Raw genomic sequence first — 15,441 nt, 5'->3', positions numbered from 1 at the left:
AAGTGTCCCTCACCAAAGCGGCCTAGTTCGTGTTTGTGCCTGCCCCGGCTGTATCACCGGTTTCAAGGGCGGCATACCCTTCTGGCAGATCGATTTCATAGAATGTGTACGACAGCGTGATCGTATGCACGTATTTTCCGTCACGATCCTCGACAATTTCGGGATCGACAAAGAAGGTCACGGGCATTTCGACCCGCTCCCCCGGTTGCAACACCTGCTCCTCAAAGCAGAAGCAGGCAATTTTCTCAAAGAAGGCACCAGCCGAATAAGGCGTCACATTATAGGATGCCTGACCCGCGACCGGGCGGTCGGTGGGGTTGTAGGCCTCGTAGAAAGCCAGCCCTGTCTCGCCGATCTTGATCTTCATCTCACGCTCAACCGGGGTGAATTCCCACGGCATGTTGCGTTCCTTGGAGGCGTCAAAGCGTACGGTGATGGTCTGATCCAGAACGGTATCCGACCCCTTCTCGGCAACGCCCGTCACACCGCCAAAGCCGGTCACCCGGCAAAACCAGTCATAGAACGGCACCGATGCCCAGGCGAGGCCGCCCATCAGGACAACAACACCAACCAGCTGTACGACGGTTTTCTGTGGTCCCTGCAATGCCATCAGCCCTGCCCCTCACTCTGCTCTGCGGCGGAGGTGTTCGGGAATTTGAACCCCGCCGATGTGACCTTGACGATGGTCAGCGCCAGCACCAGCACCACAAAAGACCCCAGCAGAACGCCGACACCGATATTGCGTCCCTTACGTCTCTGGTGCAGCTCATGTTCTTTGCGCAGGCTCATATTACCAGCCTCCCAATCCGTAGGGTTTCAGAACCGCCTCGGCCAGGATCGCGCCAAAATGCAGGAACAGGTAGAGCAGCGACAGCTTGAAGAAACTGCGCTCCACCTTGAAGTTGTCGGCCTCGCTGTCGTCTTCATCGCGGCGCGAGATCTTCCAGGCGCCATGCAGGAACAGCGCGTTCAGCACCAGCGCCACCACCAGATAGATCGGGCCACCAACGCCGGAAAAGGCGGTGCCAACAGCCAGCAGGGCCAGCAGGGCGGTGTAGATCAGAATATGTTTGCGGGTTGACCGGCGGCCATGGGTCACGGTCAGCATCGGCACGCCCGCATCGTCATAATCCGAGCGCATGAACAGCGCCAGCGCCCAGAAATGCGGCGGTGTCCACATGAAGGTCAGAGCAAACATCAGCCAGGGTTCAACGGCCATGCTGCCGGTCGCCGCAATCCAGCCGATCACCGGCGGGAAGGCCCCCGCGGCACCGCCGATGACGATATTCTGCGGCGTCGCCCGTTTCAGCCACATGGTGTAGATCACCACATAGAAGAAGATGGTGAAGGCGAGGAACGCCCCGGCAAACACATTGGTCGCCAGCGCCAGCATGATCACCGACAGGCCCGACAGCGCCAGCCCCAACGCCAGTGCCTCGCCCGGTTCCACCTTGCCCGCAGGGATCGGGCGGCTCTTGGTGCGCTTCATCACCTGGTCGATATCGGCGTCCCACCACATGTTCAGCGCGCCGGAGGCACCGCCACCGATGGCGATGAACAGGATGGCGCTGAAACCGATGACAGGGTGCACCCCGACCGGCGCGGCCAGCAGACCCACCAGCGCCGTGAACACCACCAGAGACATGACACGCGGTTTGAGCAGGGCAAAATAATCCCCGAACTCCGCGTCCCCCTGCTGGACGGTGCTGGCGTTGATGCTTGCGTCAGTCATGGTGCTCTCTTTTGATCGTGAACAATCTTTGCCAAAGCGGGCGCGCGACGTGGCGCGGCCCGATCCGATTTCACGTGATAGCTAGGCGGCACCCGCCCGAAGGCAAGCGCCTGTCGTGTCGCTCAGTTGGAGGCGACCTGATAGGACTGGGGCAGACCGGCGTATTCTTCGATCGCGCCTTCCAGCCAGGCGTCATAGGCCTCCTGGCTAACCACTTTCACGGTGATCGGCATATAGGCGTGGTCCTTGCCGCAGAGTTCGGAGCACTGACCAAAGTAGATGCCTTCCTTGTCAGCCTTGAACCACAGTTCGGCCAGACGACCCGGAACCGCATCCTGCTTCACACCAAAGGCCGGGATGGTCCAGGAGTGGATCACGTCCGCGCCGGTCACCTGCATCACGACGGTCTTGCCAACGGGAACAACAACGGCGGTGTCGGTGGCCAGCAGATACTCGTCTTCGGCATAGCCGTTGGCTGCCAGATCTTCCTTGGCCAGCATGAAGCTTTCAAAGCCGAACTCGTGGTCGACATATTCATAGCCCCAGTACCACTGGTAGCCGGTCACCTTGATGGTTATGTCACCCTCGGGAATTTCCTGCTGGCGGAACAGTTCCGGCAGCGAGAAGGACCCGATGAAGACCAGGATCAGGATCGGCACAACGGTCCAGGCGATTTCAATCGGGGTGTTATGGGTGAACTGCGCCGCATTCGGGTTGGCGCGACGGTTAAAGCGCAAGATCGCATAGAGCAGCAGCCCGCCAACGAACACACAAACAGCGGTGATGATCACCAGAATCATGTAGTCCAGAGAATGGACGCCTTCGGCAAGCTCGGTCGCCGCGGGCTGGAAGCCGAGGCCGCCGTCAACCGGCTTGCCAATGGTTTCCAGACCGTCTTGCGCGATAGCTGGAAGGCTCGAGAGGCCCGAAAAAAGGCCTGAAAGCATCAAAGCGTTCTTCATGTCATGTCCTGATCAGTTGATCGAGTTATTCCTGCGCCGACGTCCTATGTCGGAAGTTTGATTCCACAAAACGCGCCGGACCCGTTGTCTTTGACGCTGCTAAAAATCATATTCCATCGTGCAGTTAAAGAGGAATGCTCGCGTCAAAGCGTCGCTTTCTTGATTTAGATCAAAAAAACCGAGGTCAAACCATGGATACCGCAGCCTTCCGCCCGTTTGAAACCACCCTGCCCGAGGACGAGGCCCTGGGCGTGCTGCGTCAGGCGCTCGCGGGGGCCGATGATGGCGAGATTTTCGTCGAACGGCGCAAGTCGGAGGCGCTGGTGTTCGACGATGGGCGGCTGCGCAACGCCAGCTATGACGCTGCCGAGGGGTTCGGACTGCGCGCCGTCAATGGCGAGGTGGCCGGTTATGCCCATTCCACCGATGTCTCGATCTCCGGTCTGAAGCGCGCGGCCGAGACCGCGCGGCTCGCCGTGGGCGATGGCGGCGGCACCATGGCCCCGCCGCCGGTGCGCACCAACACCAGACTTTATACTGAGGATGATCCGATTGGCGCCATGCCCTTTGCCGTAAAGGTAGAGACGCTGCGCGAGATCGACGCCTTTGCCCGCGATCAGGACTCGCGCGTGGTGCAGGTCTCTGCCGCGCTGGCGGCTTCGCTTCAGGAGGTGGAGATCCTGCGCGCCGATGGCACCCGGGTGCGGGACGTCCGCCCAATGACCCGGCTCAATGTCTCGGTGATCGTGGAACAGGACGGTCGACGCGAAAGCGGCTCCGCCGGTGGCGGTGGCCGCGTCGGGCTGGATGGTCTGGTCGCGCCCGCAGACTGGCAGGCCAAGGTCCGCGAGGCGCTGCGTATTGCCTGCGTGAACCTTGAGGCGGTGCCCGCCCCGGCCGGGGAAATGGATGTTGTGCTTGGCCCCGGCTGGCCCGGTATTCTCCTGCATGAGGCCATCGGCCATGGGCTGGAAGGCGATTTCAACCGCAAGGGCTCTTCGGCCTTCGCAGGTCTGATGGGCCAGCAGATCGCGGCCAAGGGCGTGACCGTGCTGGATGACGGCACCATCCCGGACCGACGCGGCTCCATCACCATTGATGACGAAGGCACCCCCAGCCAGAAAACCACCCTGATCGAGGACGGCAAGCTGGTCGGCTTTATGCAGGACCGACAGAACGCCCGGCTGATGGGGGTGGAGAGCACCGGCAACGGGCGCCGTCAGAGCTATGCCCATGCGCCGATGCCACGGATGACCAACACCTATATGCTGGGCGGCGATGCCAACCCGGACGATCTGGTGGCCTCCATCAAGGATGGCATCTGGGCAGTCGGCTTTGGCGGCGGTCAGGTGGACATCACCAATGGCAAATTCGTCTTCTCCTGCACCGAGGCCTACCGGGTGAAGGACGGCAAGGTCGGCGCACCGGTGAAGGGGGCAACCCTGATCGGCGATGGCGCCACGGCCCTGAACAAGATCCGCGCGCTTGGCAATGACATGGCGCTGGACCCCGGCATGGGCAATTGCGGCAAGCAGGGGCAATGGGTGCCGGTCGGCGTGGGGCAACCCACGGTCCTGATGGGCGGGCTGACCGTTGGCGGTTCCGCCACCTGACCTCATCCCCCCATACGCATCAGACCTAAGATCAGAATCGCCGCCGTGTCGCTAACCAGCCGACTCGGCGGCATTTTTCGTTGATTTTACGATTTGCAGCGGTCTCACAGCGGCCCTGCAAGGCCCCCCGGCAGCACGGTCGAACGCCCAAAGGTTGCGAAATTTTACTTGCAGTAGAACGTGTTAGAATTGAGTTTTTTAAAAATATTGCCTTTAATTCTCTATGTTCATCACCTGTTAACCACTCAAGAGCTAATCATAGTCTTGCAACAAGGCGGAGCGCAGGATGACCGAAGAAGCACATTCTTCCACTCACCCCCCACTCCCACCCACCACGGAAGATATTCGGATTTCCTGGCTCCGCCTGTTGCGCTCAAGACGTGTTGGCGCGGTGACGTTTCACCGTCTCCTCGCGAAATATGGGTCAGCGCAGAACGCGCTATCCGCGTTGCCTGAAATGGCACGCGCCGCTGGCATTAAAGGGTATGAAACATGCTCTGTCGATGCGGCACTCGCCGAAATCAAGGCCGCAGAAGCCGCCAATGCGCGGCTTTTGTGCTTTGGTGAGGCCGATTATCCCTCACATCTGGCCGCGCTGCGCGACGCCCCGCCCCTGCTCTGGGCTGTTGGCGATCCGGCCCTGCTGCACCAGCCCACCATCGCCATCGTCGGCGCCCGCAATGCCTCCTCCCTGGGGGTTCGCATGGCCCGCGCGCTGGCACGGGACCTGGGCGAAGCGGGCTATTGCATCATCTCCGGGCTGGCCCGCGGGATCGACACCGCCGCGCATATGGCGGCCCTGCGCACCGGCACCTGCGCCGTGATGGCAGGTGGTGTTGATGTCATCTACCCGACCGAAAACACCCGCCTCGCCGGGGATATTGCCGAACAGGGGCTGATGATCTCCGAACACCCGCCGGGCATGTCACCGAAAGCCCGGCATTTTCCGGCCCGCAACCGCATTATCGCAGGGGCGGCACAGGCCGTGGTGGTTGTCGAGGGGGCCGCCAAATCCGGCTCTTTGATCACCGCGCGCGATGCGCTGGATCTGGGCCGTGATGTGCTGGCCGTGCCCGGCCATCCGTTTGATGCCCGCGCGGCTGGCTGCAACATGCTGATCCGCGACGGCGCCCAGCTGGTGCGCAACGCGCAGGACGTGATCGAGGCGCTGCCGCCAATGGATCTGTCGCACCGTGTGGTGGCGGAACTGTCGGATCGCCCGGTGCCACCGCCGGAGGCTGCCGCCAGTGCCCGCCTCACCGAACTGCCGCCACCACCGAAGGAGCGGCGCAATCTGCGCGACACCGCAGCGCTGCACCAACAGATCCTCGACCGGCTCGGCCCCGCCCCGACGGCGGAGGATCAACTGGTCCGCGATCTGGCGATCCCCTCGCGTGATTTGGCACCGGCGCTCACCGATCTGGAGCTGTCCGGCGCCGTGGCCCGCGCGGCGGGCGGAATGCTGGTTCGCAGTGATTTCGATGTGACGTCAGACAGCACGGCCATGCCCAAGCCCCAGCGCTGATTGACGCATCAGCCCCCGGTCATTCGATGCCGGATTGACAATCTCCCCTTGCACCCCACATGTTGCCCCGCCATAGAGCGCCCGCAGCCCGTCCCATAGAGGTTTTCGAATTTATGCCCGTTGTTGTTGTAGAATCCCCAGCTAAAGCCAAGACAATCAACAAGTATCTTGGCTCAGACTACACGGTTCTGGCCTCCTACGGACATGTGCGCGACCTGCCTGCTAAGAATGGATCGGTCGAACCGGACGATGATTTTGCGATGACCTGGGAGGTTGGCGCCGACAGCCGCAAACACATCAAGGCCATCGCCGACGCGCTGAAAGACGACAACGCCCTGATCCTCGCGACCGACCCCGATCGCGAAGGCGAGGCGATCAGCTGGCACCTGCAGGAAGCGCTGACCAAGCGCCGCTCGATCAAGAAGGACACCGCCGTCAGCCGCGTCACCTTCAATGCGATCACCAAGGAAGCCGTCGCCGAGGCGATGAAGAACCCCCGTCAGGTGGATATGCCGCTGGTCGAGGCCTATCTGGCGCGGCGCGCGCTGGACTATCTTGTCGGCTTCAACCTGTCGCCGGTGCTATGGCGCAAGCTGCCCGGTGCCCGTTCTGCCGGGCGCGTGCAGTCGGTCTGCCTGCGCCTGATCGTTGAGCGCGAGCTGGAAATCGAAGCCTTCAACCCGCAGGAATACTGGTCGGTAAAGGCGAGCCTTGCAACGCCGCGCGGCCAGGAATTCGAAGCCCGTCTTACGGTTCTGGGCGGCGACAAGCTGGACAAATACAGCCTGGCCAATTCCACCGCCGCCGAACTCGCCGTTCAGGCAGTTGCCAGCCGCGACATGGTGGTGCAGTCGGTCGAGGCTAAACCCGCCTCCCGCAACCCCTCCGCGCCTTTCATGACCTCGACCCTGCAACAGGAAGCCAGCCGCAAATTCGGCATGGGCGCCAAGCAGTGCATGAATGCAGCACAGCGTCTCTATGAGGCAGGCTACATTACATATATGCGAACCGACGGCATCGACATGGCGCCCGAGGCCGTGCAGGAGGCCCGCGCCGAAATCGCCAAACGCTACGGCGCCGAATATGTGCCGTCATCGCCACGCATCTACAAGAACAAGGCCAAGAACGCGCAGGAAGCGCATGAATGTATCCGCCCCACCGAGATGGGCCGCGATGCCAAGAGCCTGAAGGTCTCCGAAGATGATCAGCGCAAGCTTTATGACCTGATCTGGAAGCGGACCCTCGCCTGCCAGATGGAAGGCGCACGTCTCGAACGGACCACGGTTGATATCGGCTCCAAGGACGCGCAGGTGGTGCTGCGTGCCACCGGTCAGGTGATGCTGTTTGACGGGTTCCTGCGGGTCTATGAAGAGGGCCGCGACGATGTTGTGGACGAAGACGACAAGCGCCTGCCCCAGATCATGCAGGGCGAGGCGCTGAAGTTCGCGCCCACGCTGGGGCCACAGGCGGAAAAGGCCGATACCGGTGCCGCCATCCTCTCCGACAGCAAATCCGTGCTGGGCCTGCAACACCACACCCAGCCACCGCCGCGCTTCACCGAGGCAACATTGGTCAAACGCATGGAAGAGCTGGGGATCGGGCGCCCCTCCACCTATGCCTCCGTCATCACCACGATTCAGGACCGCGAATATGTCCGCAAGGACAAGAACCGCCTGTTCCCCGAAGACAAGGGCCGGATCGTCACCATCTTCCTGCTGAATTTCTTCCGCACCTATGTCGGCTATGAATTCACCGCCAATCTGGAAGGCGAGCTGGATGACGTCAGCGCCGGCCAGCGCGATTACAAGGATATTCTGGGCAAGTTCTGGCGCGATTTCTCGGCAGCCATTGCCGAAACCTCAGATCTGCGCATCACCGAGGTGCTGGATGTGCTGGACGCAGCACTTGCGCCGCAGCTTTATCCCCCGCGTGAGGATGGCGGCGATCCGCGTATCTGCCCTAAATGCGGCGCTGGCCAGCTGCACCTCAAGACCTCGCGCACCGGCGGCTTTGTCGGCTGCGGCAATTATCCCGAATGCAACTACACCCGCCCGATCTCCGGCGAAGGCGCCGAAGGCTATGAGCGGATCCTGGGCGAAGACGACGGTGATGAGATCCACCTGAAATCCGGCCGCTTCGGGCCTTATGTGCAGCGCGGCGAGGCGACGCCCGAGAACAAGAAGCCGCCGCGTTCGTCGCTGCCCAAACAGGGGCGCGACTTCCTGCCGGGCTGGGGCCCGAATGAAATCGGGCTGGAACAGGCGGTGACCCTGCTGACCCTGCCCCGCGAGGTTGGTCAACATCCCGAAGGCGGCGTGATTCAGGCCAATCTGGGCCGCTTTGGCCCCTATATCGCGCATCAGAAACCGGATGAGGACAAGCCGGTCTATGTCAATCTCAAGGAGACACTCGATGTGTTTGAGATCGGCATGAACCGCGCGGTTGAAATGCTGGCGGAAAAGCGCGCCAACCCCGGTCGCGGCCGTCGCGCCGCAGCCAAGGCGCTGAAGGAGCTTGGCGAGCACCCGGAAAGCGGCGGCGCCATCAGCATCATGGACGGGCGCTACGGGCCATATATCAAATGGGAGAAGGTCAATGCGACCCTCCCGAAGGATGTCGAGCCCAAGGATGTGACGGTCGAGATAGCGCTGCAGCTGATCAGCGAGAAGGCCGGCAAATCCGGTGCCAAGAAAAAGGCTCCGGCCAAGAAAGCGGCGGCAAAGAAGACCCCCGCGAAGAAAACCACGACCAAAAAGACCACCAAGAAGAAAGCCGCCGAAGCCAGCAGCGACGAAGGCTGACCCTTTCCGCCGGTGCCGGGATCGGGATCCTGTTGCAGCCGCCCGACCATTGTTGCGGCGGCCATCAGCGCCCCCGGTCGGCCCGGTCTGGCGCCAAGGCCCGATCGCAGCGGCTCCCGCCCGGTCAGCCCCGTCTGACGACGGCCCTCGACCCGTTGGGCATAGCGCCGCTGGCGCGGCGCTCGGGGGCATATAGCCGCAGGCGTCGGCAGCGCCGGGCGGCCCGTGGCGCGGGCCGCTCCGTAGAAATACCTGTCTTTCTCCGTATCGTTGACTCTGCCTGCGGCGGAGGTCAGAACTTTGCCAACCTGGCTGATGATCAAGGGAGATGGATATGAAGAAGGTTTATTCCAACGCTGCCGAAGCGCTGGACGGTGTTCTGCACGATGGCATGTTCATCGCCGCAGGCGGGTTCGGGCTCTGCGGTATTCCGGAACTGCTGTTGCAGGCGATCAAGGATGCGGGCACCAAGGATCTGACCTTTGCCTCCAACAACGCCGGCGTCGATGATTTCGGCATTGGCATCCTGTTGCAGACCCGACAGGTGAAAAAGATGATCTCCTCCTACGTCGGGGAAAACGCCGAATTCATGCGCCAGTATCTCAGCGGCGAGCTGGAGCTGGAGTTCAACCCGCAAGGCACGCTGGCCGAACGTATGCGCGCCGGCGGCGCGGGCATCCCCGGTTTCTTCACCAAGACCGGCGTCGGCACCGTGATTGCCGAGGGCAAGCTGGAAAAGCAGTTCCCCACCGGCCCCGATGGCGCGATGGAGGATTACATCATGGAGGAAGGCATCTTTGCCGACCTCGCCATCGTCAAGGCCTGGAAAGCGGACGAGACCGGCAACCTGGTGTTCCGCAAGACCGCGCGCAACTTCAACGCGCCCGCCGCCACCTGTGGCAAGATCTGCGTGGCCGAGGTTGAGGAAATCGTCCCCACCGGCAGCCTTGACCCGGATTCGATCCACCTGCCCGGTATCTATGTACACCGCATCATTCAGGGCGATCACGAGAAACGCATCGAACAGCGCACCACGCGCCCGGCAGCAAAGTAAGGAGACCGCGACATGGCATGGGACCGCAATCAAATGGCCGCCCGCGCGGCACAGGAGCTGCAGGACGGCTGGTATGTGAACCTCGGCATCGGCATTCCGACGCTGGTCAGCAACCACATCCCCGAAGGCGTCAACGTGACGCTGCAATCGGAAAACGGCATGTTGGGCATGGGCCCCTTCCCGGTTGAGGGCGAAGAGGACGCCGACCTGATCAACGCCGGCAAGCAGACCATCACCGAACTGCCGCAGACCGCCTATTTCGACTCGGCACAGAGCTTTGCGATGATCCGTGGCGGCAAAATCGCCATGGCGATCCTCGGTGCGATGGAAGTGGCCGAAAACGGCGATCTGGCGAACTGGATGATCCCCGGCAAGCTGGTGAAGGGCATGGGCGGCGCGATGGATCTGGTCGCAGGCGTCGGCCGTGTGGTGGTGGTGATGGACCACACCAACAAACATGGCGACAGCAAGGTTCTGAAAGCATGTACCCTGCCGCTGACCGGCAAGGGCGTGGTCGATCGCATCATCACCAATCTCGGCGTGCTGGATGTGGTCGAGGGCGGCCTGAAGATCGTCGAGACCGCCGAGGGCGTCAGCGAGGCAGAGCTGCGCGCCGCCACCGAGGCGACCATCGTCAACTGATCGCCCCGCAAGGCTGGTTCCAAAGCATATAGAATGAGACGGCCCGTCAGTTCCGCTGGCGGGCCGTCTGGTTTCAGACGCCGGCTGGCGCTTCTGTGGTGCCCGCCTCCGGGCGTTCGCGCGGCCGCAGCGACGACCACAGCGGCAGCTCCACAGGGTTCAGCAGCTCATACATATGAACTCGCGTGTCATGCCAGTTGACGCTCATCTCGCGGCCATCTTCAAACACCATGACACAATAGGCCTCCCCCTGCGGATCGCAGCTGTCCCGCCCCAGCAGGGTGACGATGACCGGGTCGACCAGATGACGTTTGAACAGGACTTGCGCCTTGATGGTCTTGCCCGACAGATGCAGCGCCCCGGCAAATAGCGCCACTGCCACCAGAATATGCCCAAAGCCGGACAGATGTCCGAGCGGATTGGCCTGCGCCACCCCCGGACCAAAGGCGACAAAGACCAGCCGCCCGAAAAAACCGACAAATGCGATGGTGCCGAACATCATGATATTACCCGTCACCAAATGCGAGCCCGCGGCCAAAGCCGTCGGATCAATCCCTAAATCCAATGCCTGTCTCCGAAATAACTCAAGGTAGAATGCGGGCCCGATAAATCAGCCAATTCGGGCGGAAAAATGATCCCATCGGCAGAGCGCGAATATTTTTCGATAAATTGATCCTGACCTGCGCAGAGTTTGGCGGGATCGGATCCGGCTAGTTCATCCGGCGAAAGACACAGCCATCGGTGATCAGCTCCGGCGGCGTCATGCAAAGCCCCCGCGCCACCTGAAAGGCCGCCAGCACCTTGGGCACGTAATCGCGCGTCTCGGCATAGGGCGGCACCCCGGCATGGCTGCGCACAGCGCCCTCGCCAGCGTTATATCCCGCCAGAACCAGAATCGGATCGCGGTTGAATTCGCCCATCAGCCAGTTCAGGTATTTCACCCCGCCCGCGATATTCTCTGCGCTGTCCAGCGCGTCGCCAACGCCGAAACGTGCGGCGGTGTCCGGCATCAGCTGCATCAGCCCCTGCGCGCCGACGCGGCTGACCGCGTCGGACCGGCCTGCCGATTCCACAGCGATTACCGCCAGGACCAGCGCGGGCGACACATCCGTGCCGACACTGGCCGTCAGGATCTGCACACCCCGCGCGCTGGCAATGTCCTGCATCAACTGCAACCGGGGGGCGGCAACCGGGGTGTCGCCATCCAGCGCCCGCAGCGCCTTGGCCAGCCGTCCCGGCCCGCTGTCCTCCAGCTTGTCTGAGATGTCCTGCCAGAAACCGGTGTAGCGCCCGTTGTCCGCAGCAGCAGCCGGAACCGCGCCGCCACTGGCAGGCGCCGCAACCGGTGCGGCAGGCGGATCAATCTGGATGGTAATCCGCTGCTTGGTTCCCGGTTTCGGCGGGCGCACGCGTTTGGCCTCAAACTCAGGAAAGGGCGCCGGGGTCACCTTGCCCGGCTCCTGCGACCGGGCAGGCGTCGCGCTGCCAGCCCAGAGCACCGCCAGAATCACCAGCGTCGCCACATTGCCACAGATGACTGCGCTGCCCGCGACTGGCAGGCCCGACAACTGGCTCATGCCCTGCCGCTGAGCCGCAATAAGACGGACCAGACGGCGGCGAATGGACTGAAGAAGACTCATGGGGCTGCTCTGCCTCTCCTTTTTCGCAGATGAGACTCGCCGAAGCCCCGGCAAAAATCCAGTTTCGCGCCCCAGATTCTGGCAGATTTGCCATATTTACCAAGATCTGCCGCCTCGAAGCCACGGGTATTGACAAGAGGTAAAATTAATAATCGTGAAAATTCAATGCCTTACCCGAATACTCGGCAAAAAGTTAAAGTAGGGCAAATGAGTCCGCGTTTCAGCCCAAATCCTGCCACGCTCCGCTGGCTATATAGCTTCACACCAAGTCGAACAGAGCCGAGCAGGAGAGAGCAGGCTCACAACGGACGGCAAGGTCGAAACACACTTTTAGATCCTTTGGAGGGACGTACCATGATCAAATTCATCAAAAACTTCCGTAAAGACGACTCTGGCGCCGTGACCGTTGACTGGGTTGTTCTGACCGCCGCTGTGGCCGCTCTGGCAGGTGTTGTTTACACCTCGATCGAAAACGGCGCGTCGAACCTGACCTCGGCAACCGGCTCCTACCTGGGCACCAAAGGTCCGTCCGACTCCTAAGTCGCTTATGACCTGACGAGTTCGAGGGCCGCGCCTTTTGCCTAAGGCGCGGCCCTTTGCCCAAGGAACCTTCGGCTTACGAGGTCCATTATGAACAGGTTCAAGCATTTCATTGCCAAAGACGACGGCGCAGTCACCGTTGACTGGGTGGTTCTGACCGCTGCGATTGTCGGATTGGTCGTTCTGATCGCCGCCTCCATGGAGGATGGCGCATTGGGGCTGGCCGATCTGCTGGCCGCCTATATGACCAACTGGTCGTTCAGCTGATCCGGTAGTGGCCGAGGCAACTCGGCAGCCAGACAGAGATTTAAGGTGCGCCAGGCGCGCAACAGGACAGAACGTCCGCCTTAGGCAACGGTTTGACCGACCCAGGCGCCGGTATTGCGTCTGCAATGCCGGCCGCAACTGATGAGAGGTACCACCATGCGTGCAGTATTCGGACTTGTCCTCATTGTCGGAGTCGCCCTCGCCGGGGGGGCTGTGATGATGGCCAAGAACTATATCAGCGCTTACCAGAACGAACTCGCCCGTGAGCGCGCCTCGCGGGGGGAAAACATCCCATTGGTCGATATCTTTGTCGCCAACGACCAGCTGAAATACGGCGAGCGACTGACCAAGGAACATATCCGCTCCGTTCGCTGGCCCGAAAACGCGATTCCCGAAGGCGCCTTCCTGACCATGGATGCGCTGTTCCCGCCGCAATACCCCGATGATCATCGCGTGGTGCTGCGCCGCATGGAAAAGGACGAGGCGATTCTGACCGTCAAAGTCACCAAACCCGGTGAGGACGCAGGCATCACCTCGCGCCTGTCCAAGGGGATGCGCGCCTTTGCCATCCGCGTCGATGTCTCCTCCGGCGTGTCCGGCTTCCTGCGTCCCGGTGACCATGTCGATGTCTACTGGACCGGATCGCTCAATGATCAGGCCGGTGGCCGCAATGGTGAATTCACCCGTCTGATCCAGACCAATATCGAACTGATTGCCGTGGATCAGACTGCAGGTGGCGATCTGGATGGTGCCGTGATTGCCCGCACCGTCACCGCCGCTGTCCGCCCTGAACAGGTTGCGGCCCTCGCCCAGGCCCAGTCCACCGGCCGTCTGTCGCTCTCCCTTGTGGGGGCTGGTGACGACACGGTTGCATCGGTGATCGAGGTTGATCAGCGCAGCCTGCTGGGGCTCAGCGCCATCGAAGCGCCGCAGCAGGCCGAGCAGGAAAAAGTCTGCACCATCCGCACCCGTCGCGGCGCCGAGGTGGTAGAGATCCCGATTCCCTGCACCAACTGATCAGCACCGCGCCTTTCCTGCAAAGGTTTCAGATAGATAACAGATCGAACGTCGCCCCCTCCGGGGCGGCGTTTTTATGTGATTGTTGCTGTCACCCCACAGGTCAGCCACGGTCGCTGCATCCCGGAAGCCTTTGATTCTTGCAAAAATTCGCCGATACGCGCAGAGTGTCCCAAACAATGGGCAATAAGACCCTGTATTGAGGCGTGATCGGAAAGGCAGGTCACATGGCTTTTAGACGGTATGTAGCGGCGGCCCTCACCGGGCTCGCGCTGGTGTGTTTCCCGGTTGCGGATGCGGCCTGGGGCAATGGCCTGCGCGTGGTCAAAAAGGGCACGGCGGCCAATCTTGAGGTGCCGATGAACCGGGCGGTCGTGGTCGAAAGCGATGTGCCCTTCTCCGAGCTCAGCATCGCCAATCCCAGCATCGCCGATATCTCCTCGCTTTCGGATCGCACAATCTACGTGCTGGGCAAGGCGCCGGGTCTAACCACGCTGACCCTGCTCGATGCCTCCGGTCGTCTGATCACCAATGTCGACGTCCGCGTTGCCGCGGATGTCAGCGAATTCAAGGAACGGCTGCGGCAGATCCTGCCCGGCGAGCGGATCGAGGTCCGTACCGCCAATGACGGCATTGTCCTGTCCGGCGTTGTCTCCAGCTCGTCGCGATTGCAGCGGGCGCTTGATCTGGCCGAACGCTACGCCCCGGAACGGGTCAGCAACCTGATGTCGGTGGGCGGTGTCCAGCAGGTCATGCTGAAGGTCCGTTTTGCCGAGATGCAGCGCACCGTCTCGAAGTCGCTCAGCGCCTCGCTTGGCGTGAAGGGCGGCAACAGCGTCGGCGTCAATGGCGGCACCAACACACTCAACACCCAGGGCGCGCTGACCAACAGCCTGTCCGGCAATATCCCTGCGGGCAACGACAACACCGGTGCCTTTGTCTTTGGCTTCAACGCCGGGGCCTTTCAGGTGAACCTGCTGCTGGAGGCGCTGGAACAGAAAGGTGTCGTGCGCACCCTGGCAGAGCCGAACCTGTCGGCCCTGTCCGGGCAGGAAGCCAAATTCCTCGCCGGGGGGGAATACCCCATTCCCGTCGCACAGGAAGACGGCATTATTACGATTGAATTCAAACCCTTCGGGATCGAGCTGAACTTCGTTCCTCGGGTGGTGGACGCCGATGTCATCAACCTTGAAATGAAGGCCGCCGTTTCCGCCATTGATCCCACCAACTCGATTGAGCTGAACGGGCTGAATATCGCCGCCTTCTCGCGGCGCGAAACCTCCACCACGGTGGAGCTGCGCGACGGCGAGAGCTTTGCGATTGCCGGCCTGATCCGTGATGAGTTCCGCGACAACTCTTCGCAGCTGCCATGGATTGGCGACGTGCCGGTCCTCGGCTCGCTGTTCCGCAGCGCCAACTACCAGCGCGCGCAGACTGAACTGGTGATCATTGTCAGCGCCCATCTGGTTACGCCGACACGGGGCGAGGCGCTGAGCCTGCCCACCGATCGGATCCGCCCACCCAGCGAAAGCGAGCTGTTCCTGATGGGCCGCGTGGCCAAGGGACAAAAAGGCCCCGCCAGCGAGGTCGCCAAGCAGGACTTCAACGGCTCTTACGGCTATGTGATGGATTGAGCAGAGGAACATGG

At 61.8% G+C, this 15,441-nt stretch carries 15 protein-coding genes; 9 read left to right on the top strand and 6 right to left on the bottom strand.

Going from position 1 to position 15,441, the window contains the following annotated elements; translation table 11 throughout:
* Window positions 1-22: 22 nt before the first annotated feature.
* From VWY34_RS07475 to coxB, 4 genes are all read right to left on the bottom strand, one after another.
* Window positions 23-610 (bottom strand): cytochrome c oxidase assembly protein, encoded by a 588-nt coding sequence (locus VWY34_RS07475; protein ID WP_340544656.1) that lies wholly within the window; start codon window positions 608-610, stop codon window positions 23-25.
* Entirely contained in the window at window positions 610-789 is a 180-nt protein-coding gene (locus VWY34_RS07470) for a hypothetical protein (protein WP_014873724.1), read from the bottom strand. The genes VWY34_RS07475 and VWY34_RS07470 overlap by 1 nt, the downstream gene beginning before the upstream one ends.
* A 1-nt stretch (window position 790) precedes the next feature.
* Window positions 791-1,732 (bottom strand): heme o synthase, encoded by a 942-nt coding sequence (gene cyoE, locus VWY34_RS07465; protein ID WP_340544654.1) that lies wholly within the window; start codon window positions 1,730-1,732, stop codon window positions 791-793.
* A gap of 122 nt (window positions 1,733-1,854) precedes the next feature.
* A complete protein-coding gene (gene coxB / locus VWY34_RS07460; RefSeq protein WP_416544211.1) occupies window positions 1,855-2,694 on the bottom strand; it encodes a cytochrome c oxidase subunit II in 840 nt (279 codons plus the stop codon).
* A 191-nt stretch (window positions 2,695-2,885) separates the two neighbouring features.
* On the opposite strand from coxB, the gene tldD reads away from it, so the two are divergent.
* The 5 genes from tldD to VWY34_RS07435 all read left to right on the top strand — a co-directional run bounded on the left by tldD (window position 2,886) and on the right by VWY34_RS07435 (window position 10,329).
* Window positions 2,886-4,307 (top strand): metalloprotease TldD, encoded by a 1,422-nt coding sequence (gene tldD / locus VWY34_RS07455; protein ID WP_340544652.1) that lies wholly within the window; start codon window positions 2,886-2,888, stop codon window positions 4,305-4,307.
* A gap of 286 nt (window positions 4,308-4,593) precedes the next feature.
* Window positions 4,594-5,832 (top strand): DNA-processing protein DprA, encoded by a 1,239-nt coding sequence (gene dprA / locus VWY34_RS07450; RefSeq protein ID WP_416544212.1) that lies wholly within the window; start codon window positions 4,594-4,596, stop codon window positions 5,830-5,832.
* Window positions 5,833-5,945: 113 nt separating this feature from the next.
* Window positions 5,946-8,633, top strand: a complete 2,688-nt coding sequence (gene topA / locus VWY34_RS07445) for a type I DNA topoisomerase (RefSeq protein WP_416544213.1) — start codon at window positions 5,946-5,948, stop codon at window positions 8,631-8,633.
* Window positions 8,634-8,967: 334 nt separating this feature from the next.
* Window positions 8,968-9,687 carry a CoA transferase subunit A gene (locus tag VWY34_RS07440; protein WP_340544649.1) on the top strand — a complete coding sequence of 240 codons (720 nt, stop codon included), beginning with the start codon at window positions 8,968-8,970 and terminating at the stop codon, window positions 9,685-9,687.
* A gap of 12 nt (window positions 9,688-9,699) precedes the next feature.
* A complete protein-coding gene (locus tag VWY34_RS07435) occupies window positions 9,700-10,329 on the top strand; it encodes a 3-oxoacid CoA-transferase subunit B (RefSeq protein WP_416534689.1) in 630 nt (209 codons plus the stop codon).
* Between the two features lie 73 nt (window positions 10,330-10,402).
* Here the strand turns inward: VWY34_RS07435 and VWY34_RS07430 are convergent, their stop codons facing one another.
* Together VWY34_RS07430 and VWY34_RS07425 are read right to left on the bottom strand one after the other, a co-directional pair.
* Window positions 10,403-10,846, bottom strand: a complete 444-nt coding sequence (locus VWY34_RS07430) for a hypothetical protein (protein ID WP_416544214.1) — start codon at window positions 10,844-10,846, stop codon at window positions 10,403-10,405.
* Window positions 10,847-11,039: 193 nt separating this feature from the next.
* On the bottom strand, window positions 11,040-11,969 hold the full coding sequence (locus VWY34_RS07425) for a lytic transglycosylase domain-containing protein (protein WP_416544215.1): 930 nt from the start codon (window positions 11,967-11,969) through the stop codon (window positions 11,040-11,042).
* A gap of 354 nt (window positions 11,970-12,323) precedes the next feature.
* Here VWY34_RS07425 and VWY34_RS07420 point away from each other — a divergent pair, with 354 nt between their 5' ends.
* From VWY34_RS07420 to VWY34_RS07405, 4 genes are all read left to right on the top strand, one after another.
* Complete coding sequence (locus tag VWY34_RS07420; RefSeq protein ID WP_014873714.1) at window positions 12,324-12,509, top strand: hypothetical protein; 186 nt, start codon at window positions 12,324-12,326, stop codon at window positions 12,507-12,509.
* A gap of 90 nt (window positions 12,510-12,599) precedes the next feature.
* Window positions 12,600-12,776 (top strand): hypothetical protein, encoded by a 177-nt coding sequence (locus VWY34_RS07415; RefSeq protein WP_340544635.1) that lies wholly within the window; start codon window positions 12,600-12,602, stop codon window positions 12,774-12,776.
* 156 nt (window positions 12,777-12,932) lie between these two features.
* On the top strand, window positions 12,933-13,793 hold the full coding sequence (gene cpaB, locus VWY34_RS07410; RefSeq protein ID WP_416548761.1) for a Flp pilus assembly protein CpaB: 861 nt from the start codon (window positions 12,933-12,935) through the stop codon (window positions 13,791-13,793).
* A 227-nt stretch (window positions 13,794-14,020) separates the two neighbouring features.
* On the top strand, window positions 14,021-15,427 hold the full coding sequence (locus VWY34_RS07405) for a type II and III secretion system protein family protein (protein ID WP_416544217.1): 1,407 nt from the start codon (window positions 14,021-14,023) through the stop codon (window positions 15,425-15,427).
* Window positions 15,428-15,441: the final 14 nt, after the last annotated feature.

The sequence above is a fragment of the Phaeobacter sp. JH20_02 genome (assembly GCF_048056915.1).
Classification (GTDB): domain Bacteria; phylum Pseudomonadota; class Alphaproteobacteria; order Rhodobacterales; family Rhodobacteraceae; genus Phaeobacter; species Phaeobacter bryozoorum.
This window is presented reverse-complemented; position numbering and strand designations above follow the sequence as displayed.

Excerpts from the sequence above, each read along its gene's own strand:
- VWY34_RS07475 (WP_340544656.1), bottom strand. The coding sequence starts at position 610 with ATGGCATTGCAGGGACCACAGAAAACCGTCGTACAGCTGGTTGGTGTT.
- VWY34_RS07470 (WP_014873724.1), bottom strand. The coding sequence starts at position 789 with ATGAGCCTGCGCAAAGAACATGAGCTGCACCAGAGACGTAAGGGACGC.
- cyoE (WP_340544654.1), bottom strand. The coding sequence starts at position 1,732 with ATGACTGACGCAAGCATCAACGCCAGCACCGTCCAGCAGGGGGACGCG.
- coxB (WP_416544211.1), bottom strand. The coding sequence starts at position 2,694 with ATGAAGAACGCTTTGATGCTTTCAGGCCTTTTTTCGGGCCTCTCGAGC.
- tldD (WP_340544652.1), top strand. The coding sequence starts at position 2,886 with ATGGATACCGCAGCCTTCCGCCCGTTTGAAACCACCCTGCCCGAGGAC.
- dprA (WP_416544212.1), top strand. The coding sequence starts at position 4,594 with ATGACCGAAGAAGCACATTCTTCCACTCACCCCCCACTCCCACCCACC.
- topA (WP_416544213.1), top strand. The coding sequence starts at position 5,946 with ATGCCCGTTGTTGTTGTAGAATCCCCAGCTAAAGCCAAGACAATCAAC.
- VWY34_RS07440 (WP_340544649.1), top strand. The coding sequence starts at position 8,968 with ATGAAGAAGGTTTATTCCAACGCTGCCGAAGCGCTGGACGGTGTTCTG.
- VWY34_RS07435 (WP_416534689.1), top strand. The coding sequence starts at position 9,700 with ATGGCATGGGACCGCAATCAAATGGCCGCCCGCGCGGCACAGGAGCTG.
- VWY34_RS07425 (WP_416544215.1), bottom strand. The coding sequence starts at position 11,969 with ATGAGTCTTCTTCAGTCCATTCGCCGCCGTCTGGTCCGTCTTATTGCG.
- VWY34_RS07420 (WP_014873714.1), top strand. The coding sequence starts at position 12,324 with ATGATCAAATTCATCAAAAACTTCCGTAAAGACGACTCTGGCGCCGTG.
- VWY34_RS07415 (WP_340544635.1), top strand. The coding sequence starts at position 12,600 with ATGAACAGGTTCAAGCATTTCATTGCCAAAGACGACGGCGCAGTCACC.
- cpaB (WP_416548761.1), top strand. The coding sequence starts at position 12,933 with ATGCGTGCAGTATTCGGACTTGTCCTCATTGTCGGAGTCGCCCTCGCC.
- VWY34_RS07405 (WP_416544217.1), top strand. The coding sequence starts at position 14,021 with ATGGCTTTTAGACGGTATGTAGCGGCGGCCCTCACCGGGCTCGCGCTG.